General features: G+C 72.7%; 15 protein-coding genes, 1 tRNA gene and 1 pseudogene. 7 read left to right on the forward strand and 10 right to left on the reverse strand.

The genetic code is table 11. The features are described from left to right. Positions 1-68: 68 nt before the first annotated feature. Positions 69-2,048, reverse strand: a complete 1,980-nt coding sequence (locus tag Q4D18_RS07165) for an FAD/NAD(P)-binding domain-containing protein (RefSeq protein WP_303126836.1) — start codon at positions 2,046-2,048, stop codon at positions 69-71. Between the two features lie 287 nt (positions 2,049-2,335). Here Q4D18_RS07165 and Q4D18_RS07170 point away from each other — a divergent pair, with 287 nt between their 5' ends. Both Q4D18_RS07170 and Q4D18_RS07175 read left to right on the forward strand, forming a co-directional pair. Beyond that, entirely contained in the window at positions 2,336-3,169 is an 834-nt protein-coding gene (locus Q4D18_RS07170; RefSeq protein WP_303126837.1) for a PRC and DUF2382 domain-containing protein, read from the forward strand. A 190-nt stretch (positions 3,170-3,359) separates the two neighbouring features. Continuing rightward, positions 3,360-3,448, forward strand: a tRNA-Ser gene (locus Q4D18_RS07175). Between the two features lie 76 nt (positions 3,449-3,524). Here Q4D18_RS07175 and Q4D18_RS07180 read toward each other — a convergent pair. Together Q4D18_RS07180 and Q4D18_RS07185 are read right to left on the reverse strand one after the other, a co-directional pair. After that, positions 3,525-4,433, reverse strand: coding sequence for a hypothetical protein (locus Q4D18_RS07180; protein ID WP_303126838.1), 909 nt, complete (start codon positions 4,431-4,433; stop codon positions 3,525-3,527). Between the two features lie 260 nt (positions 4,434-4,693). Next, positions 4,694-4,999 carry a hypothetical protein gene (locus Q4D18_RS07185; RefSeq protein ID WP_303126839.1) on the reverse strand — a complete coding sequence of 102 codons (306 nt, stop codon included), beginning with the start codon at positions 4,997-4,999 and terminating at the stop codon, positions 4,694-4,696. Here Q4D18_RS07185 and Q4D18_RS07190 point away from each other — a divergent pair. Further along, positions 4,998-6,020 (forward strand): hypothetical protein, encoded by a 1,023-nt coding sequence (locus tag Q4D18_RS07190; RefSeq protein ID WP_303126840.1) that lies wholly within the window; start codon positions 4,998-5,000, stop codon positions 6,018-6,020. The genes Q4D18_RS07185 and Q4D18_RS07190 overlap by 2 nt on opposite strands. A 28-nt stretch (positions 6,021-6,048) precedes the next feature. Here the strand turns inward: Q4D18_RS07190 and Q4D18_RS07195 are convergent, their stop codons facing one another. Beyond that, the gene (locus Q4D18_RS07195; RefSeq protein WP_303126855.1) at positions 6,049-7,176 is read right to left on the reverse strand and encodes an MFS transporter; all 1,128 of its coding nucleotides are present in this window, start codon (positions 7,174-7,176) and stop codon (positions 6,049-6,051) included. 118 nt (positions 7,177-7,294) lie between these two features. Here Q4D18_RS07195 and Q4D18_RS07200 point away from each other — a divergent pair, with 118 nt between their 5' ends. After that, positions 7,295-8,773, forward strand: a complete 1,479-nt coding sequence (locus Q4D18_RS07200) for a phosphomannomutase/phosphoglucomutase (RefSeq protein WP_303126841.1) — start codon at positions 7,295-7,297, stop codon at positions 8,771-8,773. A gap of 13 nt (positions 8,774-8,786) precedes the next feature. On the opposite strand, the gene Q4D18_RS07205 is transcribed toward Q4D18_RS07200, so the two are convergent. After that, positions 8,787-10,994, reverse strand: a complete 2,208-nt coding sequence (locus Q4D18_RS07205; RefSeq protein WP_303126842.1) for a RecQ family ATP-dependent DNA helicase — start codon at positions 10,992-10,994, stop codon at positions 8,787-8,789. Between the two features lie 141 nt (positions 10,995-11,135). Here Q4D18_RS07205 and Q4D18_RS07210 point away from each other — a divergent pair, with 141 nt between their 5' ends. The 3 genes from Q4D18_RS07210 (at position 11,136) to Q4D18_RS07220 (ending at position 14,238) form a co-directional block, all read left to right on the forward strand. Continuing rightward, positions 11,136-11,642, forward strand: coding sequence for an Rrf2 family transcriptional regulator (locus Q4D18_RS07210; RefSeq protein WP_303126843.1), 507 nt, complete (start codon positions 11,136-11,138; stop codon positions 11,640-11,642). After that, positions 11,639-12,961 carry an MFS transporter gene (locus tag Q4D18_RS07215; protein ID WP_303126844.1) on the forward strand — a complete coding sequence of 441 codons (1,323 nt, stop codon included), beginning with the start codon at positions 11,639-11,641 and terminating at the stop codon, positions 12,959-12,961. Before Q4D18_RS07210 ends, Q4D18_RS07215 begins: the two co-directional genes overlap by 4 nt. 92 nt (positions 12,962-13,053) lie before the next feature. Next, positions 13,054-14,238, forward strand: coding sequence for a globin domain-containing protein (locus Q4D18_RS07220; protein WP_303126845.1), 1,185 nt, complete (start codon positions 13,054-13,056; stop codon positions 14,236-14,238). A 200-nt stretch (positions 14,239-14,438) separates the two neighbouring features. On the opposite strand, the gene Q4D18_RS07225 is transcribed toward Q4D18_RS07220, so the two are convergent. The 5 genes and pseudogenes from Q4D18_RS07225 to Q4D18_RS07245 form a co-directional block, all read right to left on the reverse strand. Then, a protein-coding gene (locus Q4D18_RS07225) for an IS3 family transposase (protein ID WP_303126846.1) occupies positions 14,439-15,664 on the reverse strand; the annotation gives its coding sequence in 2 pieces (ribosomal slippage) (positions 14,439-15,379 and positions 15,379-15,664; 1,227 coding nt in all). A 134-nt stretch (positions 15,665-15,798) separates the two neighbouring features. Continuing rightward, positions 15,799-16,398, reverse strand: a complete 600-nt coding sequence (locus Q4D18_RS07230) for a hypothetical protein (protein ID WP_303126847.1) — start codon at positions 16,396-16,398, stop codon at positions 15,799-15,801. 138 nt (positions 16,399-16,536) lie between these two features. Continuing rightward, entirely contained in the window at positions 16,537-16,719 is a 183-nt protein-coding gene (locus Q4D18_RS07235) for a hypothetical protein (protein WP_303126849.1), read from the reverse strand. Between the two features lie 16 nt (positions 16,720-16,735). Continuing rightward, entirely contained in the window at positions 16,736-17,911 is a 1,176-nt protein-coding gene (locus Q4D18_RS07240; protein ID WP_303126851.1) for a hypothetical protein, read from the reverse strand. Further along, positions 17,902-18,283: pseudogene (locus Q4D18_RS07245) on the reverse strand (hypothetical protein); the annotation flags it as partial. The gene Q4D18_RS07240 and the pseudogene Q4D18_RS07245, both read right to left, overlap by 10 nt.

The following is an 18,283-nucleotide window of genomic DNA, read 5'->3' on the forward strand; positions in this document are numbered from 1 at the left end:
CCCCCGCCCGGGGGCCCCCGGGGCTTCCCGCCCCCGGGCCCCCGCCGTCGTCGTGGGCAGGGGGGCCCTCAGGCGCCGAGGAGCACGCCCGCGGCGGCGTCGGCGTCGGCGAGGAAGAGGGCGCGGTCCCGGGCGTCGGCGCCGGCCTCGGCGGCGATGGCCGTGCCCCACTGGACGCCGGAGAGCTGGAGGCCGAGCACCAGGACGTGCTCGTGCACGCTCCCGTCCGCCGCGCGCAGCCGGTGCGGACGGCCGGTCACGTCGAAGCCGGTGCTGGGGCGCGGGGCGCCCTCCTCGTCCTCCCACATGCCGGGGGCGGCGACGCCGTCGGCCAGCATCTGCCGGACCAGCGGGCTCACCGCCGCGTCCACGCGGTTCGGCGGCATCATCGCCTCCACGAGCCACGTGCCCTCGGCGACCGCGGGCTCCACGGCGTCCTCCGCTCCGACGCGCGGGCTGCGGACGCGGAACACGCCGGCCTCGGCGTCCACGTCCACCTGGGGCGACGGCCCCGCCCAGGTGAGCAGCCCGGCCCGGTGCAGCGCCAGCATCTGCTCGATGCGCACCAGCGGCGGGCCGGAGGCCAGCCCCTCCACCAGCGGCTCGAGCCAGCCGTGGACGTCCCGGACCCGGGAGACCTCGGAGACCAGCCCGTCCGCCACCCACGCCTTGATGCGCAGGCGCCCAGCGTGCAGGGCGCCCACCGCCTGCATGAACGGGGAGTCCTCCCCCGCGGCGGCCTCCTCGCATGCGTGGCCCAGCAGCTCGGCCACCGCCGCCTGGTGCTCCGTGGCGCTGGCGAAGACGGCGTCCTGGAAGGGGGCGGCCCACGAGCGGATGTCCAGGAACCGGCGCTCGGGGTTGTAGCGGTGCAGCAGCTCCTCGGCGTGGCGCGCCGTCACGGGGGCGCCGCGGCCGGCGGCCTCGAACATCGCGACCAGCTCGAGCAGGAACCGGCCGGCGTCGACGGGCCCCCCGAGGGCCTCCGGGTGCACGCGGGCGAGCGTGGCGTAGTAGTGGCGCACCACGTCCCGGTGGAGCAGCGGCCACACGTGCTCGGCCACGTCCAGCTGCCCGTGCCGCTCGAGGAGCTCGGCCACGGCGGCGTCGGAGAGGTACTCGAGGCGCACCCGGCGGGGGACGAACGCGTCCACCCGGGCCTTGGGGAAGTAGGGGATGCCGCGCCGGGACATCAGGTGCAGCCGCGGCTCCCGGCCGGACGGTGCGTAGTCCAGGGCGTGGCCGGGGCCGGCGCCCGTGGGCCGGAACGAGCCGCCCCGCCCCTCCGTGAGCCGGGCCTGGAGGTCGAAGGCGTTGAGCCCCATGCCGCGCACCAGCACGGTCTCCCCCGCGGCCACGGCCTGCACGTCCAGCTCGGCCGGCAGATGCGGACCCCGGTAGTGCAGGGCGGCGGAGCCCCGGGCCGCCTCCGCCAGGCGCCGCTGGGCGGCGCTGAGCACGGCGTCCTGGTGGCCCAGGCACAGCACGACGGCGTCCACCGCCAGCTCGTCGACGTCGGCCGCGGCGTACGGCGCGCCGTCCGGGCCGCACGGACGCAGCGTGAGGCGGGCGCCGCCGTCGTCGGTGGGGTGCAGCGCCGCCGCCTCGGCGCGGTGGAGGACCACGTCCGCGATCTCCGGGCGGGCCCGCAGGGCGCCCACGAGCGCGTCCGCCACGTCCTCGAGGTAGCGGCCGTAAAGGGCGCGCGGGGGGTAGTCCTCCCGCTCGAGGCCGCCGGCGGCGTCCGGGTGGTCACGGCGCCAGGCGTCGAAGGAGGCGGAGACGGAGGACGGGCGCAGGCCGGGGTTGTCCGCCGCGCAGGCCGTGGGGAAGAAGGCCGGGGTGTTCATGAGCAGCAGCGGGTCCTGGTCCGTGCGCCACACGCGCCCGGAGCCGGGGCGGTGCGGCTCCACGAGGTGGAGGGTCCAGGGTCCCGTGCCGGCCTCCCCCGACTCGAGCCGGGCCAGGAGCCTGTCGAGCACCATGACGCCCCGGGGGCCGACCCCCACGACGGCGAGGGAGCCCTGCTCCACGACGGTCCGGTCCACGCTGCGCCTCCTCCCGGCGGCGGCGCCACCGTTGAATGCACAGCCTAGTGCCTCCGGTCAAGGGGTGGACGACGGGCGGCGGGGAGTGATCCGGGAGGGCCGGGGGAGGCCGAGATCCGCATGTCCTCGCAGGTGAGAGGCCCTTTCTGAGAGCCGCCTGGGAATCCAGGCGCAGAGGGATCACGGCAGTTGACGGGGGACCTCACCGTGGGGAATGGTGATCTGTGTGACGGGGCGAAAGTCCCGTGAACGAGTTCGACAATCCCGAATCAGAAGGAGCATTCATCATGGATCGCAACTCTCTCGACCAGCTGCAGAACGGCGACGTCTTCTCCACCGACGGCGACAAGATCGGCTCCGTCGGCCAGGTGTACCTGGACGACGTGACCAACGAGCCCACGTTCGTGACCGTCAAGACCGGCCTGTTCGGCGCTAAGGAGACCTTCGTCCCGCTGCAGCAGGCTCAGACCACCACCGACGGCATCACCGTCCCCTTCACCAAGGACTTCGTGAAGGACGCCCCGAACGTGGACGCCGACGGCTCCCTCACCCCCGAGGAGGAGCAGCGCATCTACGAGTACTACTCCATGGAGTACTCCGCCGCCGACAACGGCCGCATCGACGAGCGCCACGCCGCCGGCGCCGCTGGCACCGTGGTGACCGACCGTGACCGCGCCGACCGCGTGGACACGGACCGCCGCGACGCCGTCGACACCGACCGCCGCGCCGCCGTGGACAACGACGACGACTCGATGGTCCTCCGCGAGGAGCACCTGCAGGTCGGCACCGAGCGCAAGGCCTCCGGCCGCGTGCGTCTGCGCAAGCAGTCCTACACCACCACCGAGACCGTCGAGGTCCCCGTGACCCGCGAGGAGGTCGTCGTTGAGCGCGAGTCCATCGACGCCAACTCCGCCGAGGCCCGCGTGGACGGCGACAACGAGGTCTCCGTGACCACCTACGAGGAGACCCCGGTCGTCAACAAGACCGTCGAGGCCGAGAAGGTCTCCCTGGGCAAGCGCCAGGTGCAGGAGACCGAGACCGTCTCCGAGGAGCTCCTCCACGAGGACGTGCAGATCGACCGCGACGGCGACGTCCGCAACGATCGCGACGGCCTGCGCTGATCGCATTGAGGTACCGCGCGGCTGACGCCGTGTGACCTCCTCGGAGGGCCCCGGATCCGTGACGGATCCGGGGCCCTTCGTCATGCCGCCGGGCTGTCCCGGCATCACGGCCCCCTTTGCCCGGGACACCGCGGGCGCGGTAGGCTGGACTGGTCCGCTGCGCCTCTCCCACGAGGCGGCGCGGACGGAGGGAGACGTGCCAGAGCGGCCGAATGGACTTCACTGCTAATGAAGGGCTCGCCGAAAGGTGGGCCGGGGGTTCAAATCCCCCCGTCTCCGCACAGGGTGAGGGCCCCGGATCCGTCACGGATCCGGGGCCCTCGTCGATCTCCGGCAGGCCCCCGAGGGGTCGCTCTCAGGCGCCGCCCTCCCTGCGCTCTTTCATGCGGCGGAGCAGTTCGAACGCCTCCGGAACGGAGAGGCTCGAGTGGCTCGAGAGCTGCACAGCCGCCGACTCCAGGTTGCCGTCGCGGATCATCGCGGAGAGCTGGTCTCGCAGCCAGGGCGGCAGATCCTCCGAGGCCAGGCGCACCGACTCGTCCCCCCGCATCACCTCCACCTCGAACGGCGGCTCCTCCGGGGTCGGCTCGGCGGTCCAGTGGTCGGGGACGGTCAGCGAGGTGAGCTCCTCCCGCGCCGACGGCACGGACGGGACGTGCGCGCCGTGCGCGACGTCGTCGGTCGCGCCGGCGGGAGCGTCCTGCTCGGCGGGCTCCGTCGCCTCGCTCGGCGCGCACGTCCCGTCCGGGGAGCCCGCCTCGACCTCTCCCACCGAGTCGGCGGGGTCTGCGGCGTGCGCACCGTGCCGTCGGAGCGTCTCGGCCGGACGGCCCTCCCTGTCCGCGGGGGCGTCGAGGTCGGCGCGGTCGGCCTCGGGACGCGGCCCCGGCTCGGACGTGGGGACGGAGGGCGCCGGAGCCTCCTCCTCCGCCACGGGCAGGGAGTACACCTGCGGGTGCAGGGTCAGGGACTGGACGTCCAGGAGCGCCTCCCGCATGGGACGCCCCGTGTGCCGACGGTAGTCGCGCACGGCCTCGAAGGGACGCCCCTGGGCGATGTGCCCGTATACGGCACGGTGGGTGGGCTCGTCCAGACGGCGGGCGGCCGCGCGGGCGCGCTCCGGGGTCGCCTCCCGCGCGGTCTCCTCCGGGGAGCCCACGGGATCAGCGGAGGCGGAGGACGGACGCCCGGAGAGCCAGCGCGTGACGAGCAGGGTGAGGACGCCGATCACCACCACGGCGAGGATCGGGACGAGGTATTCCATGGGTCCGAGTCTAGGGGCGGGTGCGTCATCTCACCCCGGTCCGCGTGGACGGCCCCGACGACGCCCGCCCCTGCGGGAGTACAGTGAGAGGACAGGAGGACCGCGCACGGGATCCGCGCCCGTCCGCCCCGACGAGCGGGCCGCGCCGTTGCGGGCCCAGACCCCTCCGGAACCGTCTCAACCCGACACGCGCGAGCACCGACCTCGCAGCACCGACCTCAGGAGAACACCATGCAGCGCCATGCCCGTCCCGCCCGCCCTCACGCCGGATCCCGCTCCGCGCGGACCCCTCTGGCGCTGACGGCGGCGCTGGCCCTGGTGCTGACCGCCTGCTCCGCCCCCGCCGAGGACGGCTCGACCGAGGGCTCCTCCGCGGCGGCCGCGACGACGACGGCCCCGGCCTCGCCCGAGGCGTCGGCCCCGTCCTCCGCAGGCTCGGCGACGCCGGAGGGCCCCGCCTCATCGGCGACGGCCGAGGCCCCGTCCACCGAGGACGGGGCGGGGTCCGCCGCGGCGCCGTCGTCGCGCGTGCCGCTGACCGCCCGCTCCCAGGAGGAGGTGCCCATGCGCGCGTTCGCGGCGGACGAGAAGCCCCCGCAGTTCGTCCTGTACTCCTTCGACGGCGGCTACCAGAACGACCGCTGGGACTACTTCCAGGACGTGGCGGAGGAGGCGGACGCGAAGTTCACCGTGTACCAGTCCGGCATCCACCTGCTGGCGGACGAGAACCGCGAGTTCTACCAGGCGCCCGGCAACAAGCCCGGGTACGTCAACAAGGAGCTCGGCGGGGACGAGGCCGAGATCGCCGCCCGCGTCACCAACATCAATGAGGCCTACGCGCAGGGCCACGAGATCGGCACCCACATGAACGGGCACCTGTGCGCCACCGCCGACTACGGCGGGGACAAGTGGTCCACGGAGGAGTGGCTGGACGAGCTCGGCCAGTTCCAGGAGATGTTCGCCGACCCGCGCGGGGTCAACGGCTACGGAGAGGACTTCCCCGAGATGCAGGTCCCCCTCTCCGCGATCCAGGGCACCCGCCTGCCGTGCCTCGACGGCACGTGGAAGGAGCTCGTCCCCGCCTTCAAGGAGGTCGGCATCGAGTACGACACCTCCCGCGGCGCCGACAGCGTCGGCGTGTCCTGGCCCTACCAGGACGACGGCATCTGGGAGTTCGAGATGCCGATCGTCTACTCCCCCGTCCTCGCCGAGAAGGGCCGCGACTACCCCATGGTGATGGCCATGGACTACAACTTCTGGATCTCCGGCAACGGCGGCGAGGAGTCGGACACGGAGGAGCTGCGACAGTTCCAGCTGGAGACCTACCGGTACATGTACGAGTCCACGTACCACGGCAACCGCGCCCCGCTCGTGTTCGGCAACCACTTCAACACCTGGGCGGGCAATGCCTTCAACCCGGCCGTGGCCCAGTCCATGCGGGAGTTCTGCGGGAACGAGGACACCTACTGCGTGACCTACCAGCAGATGATCGACTGGCTCGAGCTGCAGGACCCGGAGGTCCTCGCCGCCTGGCAGGAGCGCGAGGCCTCCGCGACCGGCGAGGACGCCGCCGAGCTCGGCTGGTGACCCGCCGCGCGTCGTGACGACGCGCGCCTCAGGCGCGGGCCTCAGGATGGCCTCGCAGCACCACGACGGCGACGGCGAGCGCCGTCAGCGCGAGGCCGACCACGAGCACGACGACGCCGGTCCAGCCGAGGGCCTCGTGGCCGAGCCCACCGAGCCATCCGAACAGGCTCGAGCCGGCGTAGTAGGCCAGGTTGTACAGGGAGGTGGACTGGGCGCGGCCGGTGGGGGCGGCGGTGCCCGCCCAGCCGGAGGCCACGGCGTGGGCCGCGAAGAAGGCGCCGGTGGCCACGACGAGCGCGGGCACCAGCACCGCCGGGTGGGGGACCAGGGTGAGGGCCGCGGCCGCCGCCATGAGCCCGGCCGACCCGGCGAGCACCCGCAGGCGTCCCACGCGCATCGCCAGCCTCCCGGCCCGTGGGGAGGACCAGGTGCCGGCGAGGTAGGCGAGGAAGACGAGCCCGACGGCGGTGGGGGTCCAGGAGAAGGGGGGCGCCAGCAGCGTGTAGCCCACGTAGTTGTAGAGGGCCACGAACCCGCCCATCAGCAGGGCGCCCTGCAGATAGAGGGCCACGAGCGAAGGCGTGGCCAGGTGGGCTCGGACCCGCCGCGCGGTCTGCGCCACGGACGCGCGCACCGGTCGGGAGCGGCGCGCCCGGGGGGTGACCAGGAGGAAGCCGAGCGTGCAGGCCACGCCCACGGCGGTCACGGCGAGCATGCCGGCCCGCCACCCGGCGGCCTCGGCCACGGGCAGGGCGAGCAGGCGGCCGGAGAGCCCACCCAGGGTGGTGCCGGCGACGTACGTCCCGGCGGCGGCGGGCACGACGCGCGGGGCCACCTCCTCCGCCAGCAGCGTCACCGCGAGCCCCGCCACGCCGCCGTGGGCCATTCCCTCGAGCAGGCGCATCCCCAGCAGCAGCTCGAACGAGGGCATCAGCACCCCGGCCAGCCCGAGCGCGGAGGCCGTGACCAGGGAGGCGACCATGACGGGGCGGCGGCCCCAGCGGTCCCCCGCGAGCGACCACGGCACCACGGACACGGCGAGACCGAGGGTGCCGGCGGACACGAGCAGCGCCGCCCGGTGCGCCGGGACGCCGAGGTCCGCGCTCACCAGCGGCAGCAGCCCCTGGGGCGAGTACAGCTGCGCGAAGGTCGCCACGCCCGCGAGGAACAGCCCCGCCAGCAGACGCCGGTAGACGGACGAGCCCGGCTCGGCGGGAGCGGGCAGGGCGTCGGTCACACGGTCACTGTACTGAGGTGTCGGTATCATCGACCGGGTGACTACTGCACCTGCCGCCATCGACCTGCACGACTCCTTCAAGGCCTACGACGTCCGGGGGATCGTCGGCGAGACGATCACCGCCGAGACCGTGCGCGCCGTGGGCGCGGCGTTCGTGGACGTGCTGGGGCTGGCCGGGCAGACGGTCCTGGTGGGCGGGGACATGCGGCCCTCCTCCCCCGAGTTCATGGCCGCCTTCGCCGAGGGCGCCACGCGCCGCGGCGCGGACGTGCTGCGCCTGGGCCTGATCTCGACGGACATGCTGTACTACGCGGCCGGCGTGCAGGACGCCGCCGGCGTCGTGTTCACGGCCTCCCACAACCCCGCCGAGTACAACGGCATGAAGATGGCGCAGGCCGGCGCGGTCCCGGTGTCCTCGGACACCGGCCTCTACGAGATCCGCGACGCCGCCCAGGCCTACCTCGACGCCGGGGAGATCCCCGCCGCGGGCGAGCCGGGCACGGTCGAGGAGCGGGACATCCTCCCGGCCTACGCCGAGTACCTGCGCTCCCTCGTGGACCTCTCCGGCATCCGCCCGCTCAAGGTCGTGGTGGACGCCGGCAACGGCATGGCCGGCAAGACCACCCCCGCCGTCCTGGGCGACGCCGCCCTCGAGGCGCTGCCGCTGAGCATCGAGCCGCTGTACTTCGAGCTGGACGGCACGTTCCCGAACCACCCGGCCAACCCGCTGGAGTCGGAGAACCTGCGCGACCTGCAGGCGGCCGTGCGCGAGCACGGCGCGGACATCGGCCTGGCCTTCGACGGCGACGCGGACCGGTGCTTCGTGATCGACGAGCGCGGCGAGCCCGTCTCGCCCTCCGCCGTCACCGCGCTCGTGGCCCGCCGGGAGATCGCCCGCGCCAAGGCCGGCGGCGACGACGTGCCCGTGGTCATCCACAACCTCATCACCTCCCGCGCGGTGCCGGAGCTGGTGGCGGCCGACGGCGGCCGCGCCGTGGAGACCCGCGTGGGGCACTCCTTCATCAAGGCCGTCATGGCCGAGGAGGGCGCCGTCTTCGGCGGTGAGCACTCGGCGCACTACTACTTCCGCGACTTCTTCAACGCGGACACCGGCATGCTGGCGGCCATGCACGTGCTGGCCGCCCTCGGCGAGCAGGAGCAGCCGCTCAGCGAGCTCGCGGAGGAGTACGAGCCGTACTTCGCCTCCGGGGAGATCAACTCGCAGGTGGCGGACAAGGACGCGGCCGTGGCGGCCGTCCTCGCCCAGTTCGCCCCCGAGGCGGCCGACGGCGGGACCGGCGCGGCCTCCGCCGCCCATGAGGACTTCGCCGGCGTGACCACCACGGTGCACCGCATGGACGGCACCACGGTCTCCGCCGCGGACGGCTCCTGGTGGTTCAACCTGCGCCCGTCCAACACGGAGCCGTTCCTGCGCTACAACGGCGAGGCCCGGACCCCGGACACCATGGAGGCCATCCGCGACGCGGTCCTCGCGATCGTGCGCGCCGAGCGCTGAGCCGACTCCCGCCTCAGCCGTTCTGCGCGAGGGCGAACGGCAGCACGCCCTGCGCCCCGGCCCGCCGCAGCACCCGGGCGGCCTCGGCCAGGGACCAGCGGGAGTCCACGAGGTCGTCCACGAGCAGGACCGGGCCGTGCCGGCCGGCGTCGGGCGCGGTGCGGAGCATGTGCTCCATGCCCTCGGGCACCGCGAACCGTCCGTGCACCGAGGCCAGCCGGTAGGCGCTGTTGCCGCCGGGGCCGGCCGTGGGCCCGCCGCCGACCGTCTCCAGGGCCCCGAGGAACGGCAGTCGCCCCAGCCGGGCGACGCCGCGGGCGAACGAGTCCACCAGCTGCGGCCGGCCCCGCGAGGGCATCGCGACGACGGCGATCGGCCGGGTGCGCCAGCCCCAGGCCGCGAGCACGGACACGGCGCCCTGGAGCACCTCCTCGGGCAGCGGGGCGTCCTCCGCGGCGAGCAGCTCCCGCAGCCGGGACCCCCAGCCGAAGTCGGTGAGGCGGGCGAGCGCCCGGCCCTCCTCCGCCTGCTCCGCCTCGGCGATGCGCCCCTTCACCGGCACGCCGAGCCGGTCCATGTTCGAGGGCCACATCCGCCGCGGCTCGATCGGCACGCCCGTGCGGCGCAGCGCCTGGTCCGCCTGCTCCCGCGCGGCGCCGTCCCAGCCCGTGGGGTACCAGGGCCCGGCGCACACGTCGCAGCGCCCGCACGGGGCGGCGGTGGGGTCGTCCAGCGTGCGGGCCAGGAACTCCATGCGGCACGTCTGCGTGGTCTGGTAGTCCAGCATCAGCCGCTCCTCGGCGCGGCGCGCCTCGGCCACACGGGCGTACCGCTCGGCGTCGTAGGTCCACGGCCGGCCGGTGGCCCGCCAGCCGCCCCCCACGCGCTCCACCGCCCCGTCCACGGCGAGCACCTTGAGCAGGAGCTCGAGGGCCGTGCGCTTGACGGACACCACCGGCTCGAGGGCCGCCACGGACAATGCCCCGCCGGACTGCTCCAGGGCGTCCAGCACGGCGCGGGCCTGCTCCTCGTCCGGCATGGACGCGGTGGCGAAGTACTCCCAGATGGCGCGGTCCTCCTGGCCCGGCAGCAGCAGGACGTCCGCGTGGTCCGTGCCGCGGCCGGCGCGGCCCACCTGCTGGTAGTAGGCCACGGGCGAGCTGGGGGCGCCCAGGTGCACCACGAAGGTCAGGTCCGGCTTGTCGAAGCCCATCCCCAGGGCCGAGGTGGCCACCACGGCCTTGACCCGGTTGGCCTTGAGGTCCTCCTCGATCCGCTCGCGCTGCTCCGGGTCCGTGCGGCCGGTGTAGGAGACCACCTCGTGGCCGGCTTCGCGCAGGGCCCGGGCCGTGTCCTCCGCCGCGGAGACGGTGAGCGCGTACACGATGCCGGAGCCGGGCAGCTCGCCCAGGTGCTGCAGCAGCCAGGCGAGCCGGGCGGAGGGGCCGGGCAGGCGCAGCACGCCCAGGCGCAGGGAGGCGCGCGCCAGCGGGCCGCGCAGCACGAACACGTCCTGCCGGGACTCCACGTCCAGCTGCTCCACCACGTCCTGCACCACGCGTGCGTTGGCGGTGGCCGTGGTGGCCAGCACCGGCACGGCGTGCGGGCCGGAGGAGGGCAGCCGGCCGATCAGATCGCGGATCCGGCGGTAGTCCGGCCGGAAGTCGTGGCCCCAGTCCGAGATGCAGTGCGCCTCGTCCACCACGAGCATCCCCATGCGCTCCACGAGGTCCGGCAGCTGCTCGTCCCGGAAGCGGGGGTTGGTCAGGCGCTCGGGGGAGATCAGCAGGACGTCCACCTCGTCCGCCGCCAGGGCGCGGCGCACGTCCTCCCACTCGGTGGCGTTGGCCGAGCTCACGGACACCGCCCGGACGCCGGCCCGGGCGGCCGCGGCCACCTGGTCCCGCATGAGCGCCAGCAGCGGGGACACGATCAGCGTGGGCCCCGCGCCGCGGGCTCGCCGCAGCAGGGAGGAGACGAAGTAGACGGCGGACTTGCCCCAGCCGGTGCGCTGCACCACGAGGGCCCGCCGGCGGTGCGCCACGAGCGCCTCGACGGCCTCGTACTGCCCCTCCTTGAACACCGCGTCCGGGCGCCCCACGAGAGCCCGGAGGACCTCGAGCGCCTCGGCGTGCAGGGTGGGGTCCTCGACGCCGGCGCCGGGGGCGCCACCGGTCCCGGCGGGGTCCTGGGGGGCGGGGGCGTGCTCGGGGGTGCTCATGGCGGCCAGTCTGCCACCGGGGCCGGACACGGCAGCCGGGCACGGCCCGGCGGGGGACGGCTCCACGCCGTCGACCCCCTGTGCAGGAGCCGCCGTCCGCTTCAAGGTGCAATTCCCTCGCCGACCAGGGACAATGGGGACATGAAGCTCAATGCGTTCACGGACGTCAGCCTCCGCGTCCTGATGACGCTCGGCCGGGACCCGGAGGCCAGACGCACCACCCAGGAGATCGCCGACCGCATCGCGGTCCCCTACAACCATGTGGTCAAGGCGGTCGGGGAGCTGCGCCGTCGCGGCCTGCTCGAGGTCGCGCGCGGCCGCACGGGCGGCGCCGTCATCACGGAGGCCGGGCTGGACCAGCGGGTCGGCCAGCTGGTGCGCGAGCTCAGCACGCGTCCCGAGGTGGTGGACTGCGACGGGCTCGAGGGCGGCGCCCCCTGCCCCCTGCGGGACGTGTGCGGCCTGCGGACGGTGCTGGCACGGGCCCGGGACGCGTTCTACGCCGAGCTGGACCAGCACCGCGTCCGGGACCTGGCCGCCCACGCCGAGGCGTTCCTCGGCATGCCGGTCCTGGCCGCCCCCTCGGCCGACCGACCCGCGCGCGCCGCCGGGGTGCCCGCGCCGGGCCCCTGCGAGATGCTCGCGTGAGTCGGGCGGACCGCCTCTACTCCCGGCTGGTCCGCCGCGACGGGGACGCCGAGTCCGCCCTGGACGAGCAGACCCGCCACGCCCTGCCGGGCAACGGCCTGCGCCTGGTGTCCGCCCAGGCCCTCCAGTCCGCCGGCGACCAGACGGTCCACGCCGCCACGGTGCTGCCCTGGCTCTTCCACGCCCTCGGGGTGCCTCCCGCCCTCACCGGCCTGCTGGTGCCGATCCGCGAGTCGGGCTCGATGCTCCCCCAGGCCCTGCTGACGCCGCTCGTCCTCCGGGTCCGCCGCCGTCGGCTGGTGTTCGCCGGGGGCGCCGCGGTGCAGTCCGCGGCCGTGGCCGCCATGGCCCTGACCGCGGCGGTCGGCTCGGGGCTCGGCGCGGGCGTTGCGGTCCTCGCCGCCCTGGCCGTCTTCTCGCTCGGGCGGTGCCTGTGCTCGGTGGCCTCCAAGGACGTCCAGGGCCGGGCCGTCCCCAAGGGGCAGCGCGGCCAGATCACGGGCCTGTCCACCACCGCGGCGGGCCTGGTGGCCCTCACCCTCGGGCTCGGGATCCGCCTGCTCGGGGGCGACGCCCTCGGCACCGGCGCGCTCACCGCGCTCCTGGCCCTCGGCGCCCTCGCGTGGGCGGCGGCGGCGGTCGTCTACGCCCAAGTGCGGGAGCCGCTGCCGGAGGCGGGGGACGACGCCGGCCCCGGGGAGGTCCTGCGCCGGATCGGGCACGCGTTCACCCGGGACCCCGAGTTCCGGCGCTTCGTGACGGCGCGGTCCCTGCTGCTGGCGTCCTCCCTCAGCCCGCCGTTCATCATCACCCTCTCGGTCGCGGCGGGCGTGGGCGGCCTGTCCGGCCTGGGGTCGTTCATCCTCGCCTCCGGGGCCGCCGCGATGCTGGGCGGACGGGTGTCCGGCCGCCTCGCCGACCGCTCCTCGCGCCTGCTCATGACGTGGGCGGCCCTGGCCGCCTCCGTGGTCCTGCTGGGCCTGCTCGGCGTCCTGGCCCTGGCGGGCGGGCCGGACGGGCTGGGCGGCGGCGTCGGCACGGAGGCCCTGTTCGTGGGCACCTACTTCCTCGTGGCGCTGATCCACACGGGCGTCCGGGTGGGCCGCAAGACCTACGTCACGGACATGGCCTCCGGCGACCGGCGCACCGTGTACGTGGCGGCGGGGAACACGGCGCTCGGCGTCGTCCTGCTGGCGGTGGGGGCGCTCAGCACGGCGCTGGCCGCGCAGGGGCCGGAGTGGGCCCTCGCCTTCCTCGCGGCGCTCGGCCTGGCCGGCGTCGCGGCCTCCTGGCGGCTGCCGGAGGTCTCGCGGGGATGAGCATCCGGGACGGCGCCCCGCGACGGGGTGCGGCGGCGCTGGACGTCCGGTAATCTCACATCGGATATACCACTATCGTCCTGGAGGTTCCCGTGCTGTCCGAGAAGTCCCGCCCCGTGATCGAGGCGACCGCCGCCGTCATCGCCGAGCACATGCCGGAGATCACCCCGAAGTTCTACGCCCACATGTTCGAGGCCCACCCCGAGCTCATGGACGGCACCTTCTCCCGCGCCAACCAGCGCAACGGCGAGCAGGCCCAGGCCCTGGCCGGCTCGATCGTGCACTTCGCCGTGCACCTGCTCGAGCACCCGGACACCCTCCCCGAGACGGTCCTCGCCCGCATCGCGCACAAGCACACCGCGCTGGGCATCACCGAGGACCAGTACCAGATCGTCTACGAGAACCTCTTCTGGGCCATCGCGCAGGTGCTCGGCGACGCCGTCACCCCCGAGGTGGCCGAGGCCTGGACCGAGGTCTACTGGCTCATGGCGGACGCCCTCATCAAGCTCGAGAAGGACCTGTACGCGAAGCAGGCCAACGACAAGATGTGGACGGACTGGAAGGTCGCCTCCAAGGAGCCCACCGGCAACGCCGCCGTCACGTTCCGCCTCGAGCCGGCCGACGACACCCCGCAGACCCCCGGCCAGCCCGGCGGGTACGTGTCCGTCCGCGTCAAGGTCGCCGACGGCCTGCGCCAGGCCCGCCAGTACTCGCTCTCCGGCGACGCCGCGGCCACCGACCACCGCCTCATCACGGTGAAGCTGGACGAGGCCGGCGAGGTCTCGCCCGTGCTCATCCAGAGCGTGGAGGTCGGCGACGTCGTGGAGGTGTCCAACCCCTACGGCGACATCACCCTGCAGGACTCCGCCGCCCCGCTGGTGCTCATGACCGCCGGCATCGGCATCACCCCGGCCGCCGCGATCCTCTCCGCCCTGGCCGAGCAGCGCTCCGACCGCACCGTGCGCCTGATGCACGGCGACGCGTCCTGGGACTCCGTGGCCCTGCGCGACCAGGTCCTCGAGGCCGTCCAGGCCCTGCCGGACGCGCAGGCCGACCTCTGGCTGGGCGTGCCCCTGGAGCAGGCCCCGGAGGGCGTCACCGTCCACGAGGGACAGATCGACGCGTCCCAGGCGGAGCTGCCCGCCGGCGCCGAGTACATCCTCTGTGGCCCGCTGGCCTTCATGCAGTCCGCGCGCTCCTCCCTGATCGACGCCGGCGTGCCCGCCACCTCCATCCGGTACGAGATCTTCGGCCCGGACCTCTGGCTGGCCGCCTGAGCGGCGTCAGCGTCCGCTGACGGCACGACGACGGCTCCTGGCCCGAGGTCGCCCCCACACTTCGCGGGGTGAGGGGGGCCAGTGTGGCCATGTTGGTCCCTCTGGTCGACTCGGATGGGGACGGCCAGCGGGATTCGCTGTCCGAGGCGACTGGGACCGACGCTCCCGCAGAATGAAGCGCCCTGGGTTTCGTTCCGAGGTCAGGACGCAACGGGCGCTACGTCTCGGTCGTGAGTGTAGGCCGCCTCGACCTCCGCGGGCGTGCGATAGCCCACGGCCTCGTGAAGACGGGAGGTGTTCCACCAGTGCACCCACCCCATGGTGGCCAGCTCGACCGCCTGCACGGACTCCCACACCCGCTTGGAATGGATGAGCTCGGCCTTGTAGAGCCCGTTCACGGTCTCCGCGAGGGCGTTGTCGTAGGAGTCGCCCACGGTGCCCACCGAAGCGCTCACCCAGGCGGTGATCAGCGCGTCCGAGTAGGCCAGGCTGACGTACTGGGCGCCTCGGTCCGAGTGGTGGATCAGACCTTCCCGGCCCCGGCCGGCACCCGTGCTCAGGAGAGCATGTTCAAGGGCCAGCAGCGGCAGCCCCTGGGGATGCAGACTGGCTGACACGGCCCACCCCACGATCCGGCGGGTGAAGACGTCGGTGATGAACGCGACGTAGCGGAACCCGGTCAAGATCCTGACGTAGGTGATGTCAGCGACCCACAGCTGGTGAGGACGCTCAGCGGCGAAGCGGCGTTCGACCAGGTCCGGGCGGGTATCCGGTTCACCGGCAGGACGCGTGGTGACCGGCTTACGGTCACGGCGCATGCCTTGAAGAACGGCGAGCTTCATCAGGCGCCCGCTGTGGTCACCGCCGATCTCCCAGCCGGCCCGGACCATCGCCTGGTGCATCTTCCGGACCCCGTAGACGCTGTAGTTCTCCGCGTGGATCCGCCGGAGTTCCTCGATGAGGATCGCATCTCGCAGCGCCCGCGCGGAGGTGGGTCGTGTCTTCGCGGCACGGTAGGCCCGGGAGGTGATGAACCCACACGCTGTCGCACGAAGGGTGCGGCAGATGGCCTCGACCCCGAACTGATCGCGGTGTTCGTCGATGAACCGGATCATCTCGTCGTGGGGCGGTCGAGTTCCCCGGAGAAAAAAGTCGAAGCGGCCTTGAGGATCTCGTTCGCCCGCCGGGCCTCGGCAAGCTCTCGCTTGAGCCTGCGGATCTCTTCGGCCGGACTCTCGCCAGCAGGCACTGGTGCTACCTCGTGGCCGTGGCGATGGCACCACATCCGCAGCGTCTCCTCGCCGACTCCGACCTGCCGGGCGATGGCCCGGATCGAGTGAGAACGAGGCCCTCCCTGCGTGGCTTGACGTTCCAGGACCATCCTGATCGCGCGCTCACGCAGCTCGGGGCTGAACTTCTTGGGCATGTTCCGATTCTCCTTCAGTTGGATCGGAACGAAACCCAGGGCGCTTCACCGGACACCCCGATCACGAAGCGTCATCCTCCGCCGCCGTGTTCGGCGCCACCGCACGCCGCCCATCGGGCATCACCGGACCACGCTCATCGAACCCCCCCCGTATGCCCAGCCTGCTCCCACGCCCGCCGATGCAACACCTGGAACAAGTCCGACATATCACTCACATACGGCCGCACATTCGGCTGTGTATTGATCCATGGATCATCACTCGTCAGCCCGCCGACCCCCATCAGACGCCCCGAATCCCACCGGTTCGCCTCCCGCAACCCCGACTCCCACACCTCCTCAGGCACCCGGAACGAGGCCTTCACCGCCGACTGCGCCGGCGCGTGCACATACCCCACCGACAGCACCTGATCCCACCGCACCCGCCACGACCGCGTCGACAACCCCTCCTCTGTCACCGTCAGATGCCGCGGATAGAACACCCCCACCACGAACGGCACCAGACAGAACACACTCAGAGGCAGAGCGATCCACATCAACGACTTGTACACCCTGAACGTCGGCGTCGTCCCCGCATCACTGATGAACAACGCGTACACCATCACGGCAACCGACACCGCCACAATGACCAACGGCAACAACCACCCCAGCACCCCGACCCGCGCCCGGAACGGCACCGCCGCCACCTGCTCCTCCAACGACAACCGCTTGAACCGCCGCGCCGATATCGTCTTCACACGCCCCATCATCACCCTCCAAACCATCCCGCGACCGTCGAGGCCGCATTCTTCGCTCCGTCCGCAACAGCGTTGCCGAGGTCCTCAACCGCCTGGGCGGGGTCCTTCACCACCGCCTCGACAGCGTCACCGGCACGTTCAGCAGTCCTCAATGTGATTGCCGGCCTTCTGGTGAGCGCCCGCGGCGATGTCGTCGTTCTCCTCCATCAGCGTGCGAGCCCGATCCACGAGCTCCTTCACGGTCTGACCGGCATCCAGCCAGGTCTGCTCGATCGCGTCGTAGTCCGCATCATTGTCCGTGGACTGGTCGATGGCCCCCACGAAGCGCTTCTGCCGGTCACTTCTGAGGGGAGCCAGCGATCTCCTGGACCGTCGCCTGCAACACTGAATAGAGCACTCCGGGCATCACCGGCACACCCACACACCGGGACTCGTCACGGAAGACCGCCAGCGGTGCCCGGTGCAGCGGCTGAACCCATTCGGCCACCACCTCACCCTCCTGGTTCCACCACCGCCACCAATCCGCTGACGCCTCGCTGCCCACTCCGTCAGCGCCCCAACGCCCCCGCCACAGCTCCGCCATCTCCGTCGGCGCCACATCGCCCGGAGCCTCCATCACCTCGTCTCGCAACCAATCAGCCCGCAGCCCTGCCCAGGTGAGGAGCACCGGCACCACCAGAGAGACCGGCACCGTCCGCACCCCCCTGCGGACGTTCGTTCCATCGCCATCCCCCTCGGGGACCACCACGACGACGGCGCCCCCTCGCCCGTCCAGACACATCTCGACCCGAAATCCCTGCCCCGACCTCGCTCCCACACCGCTGAGAATGGGAAGTTCCTGCTCAAGCACACGACGCTGCTCTGGCGAGGGCTCCGCCGCCCATGCTGACCACGGATCCTGACCCTGGACCGCCTCGTATCCCGCTTGAAGGCTCTCCAGCCACGGTGGGTTCAGGCCCTGCTCAGTCACGACCTCCCAGGAGTCCTGAGCTCTCACATCCGCGGGAACCTCGGGCCAGCAGATGTTCGATGCTGGTTCGGGCGCCCCCTGGCACACAACATTGCGGATCATCCGATCACACTGCCCGCCCCAGATCTCCAGGTCGGCCCCCGCCTCCGCCGTCAGCGTCAGCTCAACGATCTCGGCCCCGGATCCCACGTACCAGCGCACGCTGTGCCACGCGAGGGCCTCTTCCCAACCGATCACATGATGGCGCCGTCCGGGCAAGCCACGGCCAGTGAAGAACGCCTCATAAGACAGGAGGAGGAACCCCTCGACGACTTCCTGACCACCGAGAAACGCCTCTCGGAACGACGCAGAGGCCACATTGCCGTCTGCAGGTTCAGTGAAATGGCGTAGGGCGACCGTCGGATGCACGACTTCATGACCCTGGTGTGCCGTCTCCGGACTGATGTCGAAGACCAAGACATCGTCCCGCCCCGCGACTTCTGCAGGCACCGACACCCAGGCATCCGGCACCTCGAGGAGAAAACGCCCAAGACTCAGCTCCACGGGCCGACCCAGCCGTCCCACGGCTCCTGCCCCGGCCACAGCTTCTCTCGCTCCGGAGGCTGCCCATGCGCCCTCGCCCGCAACCGCTCGAACAACGGCAACAACGACTGGATCGGCGGATCCGTGGCGAACTGCGTCTGGATGACCCGGTGGCGCGGTTTCATCCCGCCCAACCCGAACGGGAACCCCGAATCCCACCGATTCCCCCGCCGCAGCTCATCCGTCCACGCACGCTCATGCACCATGAACCCCACCTGCGTTTTCTTGTCCGGCGCCTCACCATGCGTGGGATTCAGCCAGATCTCCTCCACATCCGACCACGCCACACGCCAGGAATCCGTCCACACCGCCTCCTCATCCACCATCAGGTGC

Source organism: Micrococcus sp. (genome assembly GCF_030523875.1).
Lineage (GTDB): Bacteria > Actinomycetota > Actinomycetes > Actinomycetales > Micrococcaceae > Micrococcus.

Excerpts from the sequence above, each read along its gene's own strand:
- Q4D18_RS07185 (WP_303126839.1), bottom strand. The coding sequence starts at position 4,999 with ATGGGCACCTCCTCCTGGGAGCGGGCGGTCAGCGGCACGCGCGACGAC.
- Q4D18_RS07190 (WP_303126840.1), top strand. The coding sequence starts at position 4,998 with ATGCGCGCGTTCGCGGCGGACGAGAAGCCCCCGCAGTTCGTCCTGTAC.
- Q4D18_RS07170 (WP_303126837.1), top strand. The coding sequence starts at position 2,336 with ATGGATCGCAACTCTCTCGACCAGCTGCAGAACGGCGACGTCTTCTCC.
- Q4D18_RS07210 (WP_303126843.1), top strand. The coding sequence starts at position 11,136 with ATGAAGCTCAATGCGTTCACGGACGTCAGCCTCCGCGTCCTGATGACG.
- Q4D18_RS07180 (WP_303126838.1), bottom strand. The coding sequence starts at position 4,433 with ATGGAATACCTCGTCCCGATCCTCGCCGTGGTGGTGATCGGCGTCCTC.
- Q4D18_RS07205 (WP_303126842.1), bottom strand. The coding sequence starts at position 10,994 with ATGAGCACCCCCGAGCACGCCCCCGCCCCCCAGGACCCCGCCGGGACC.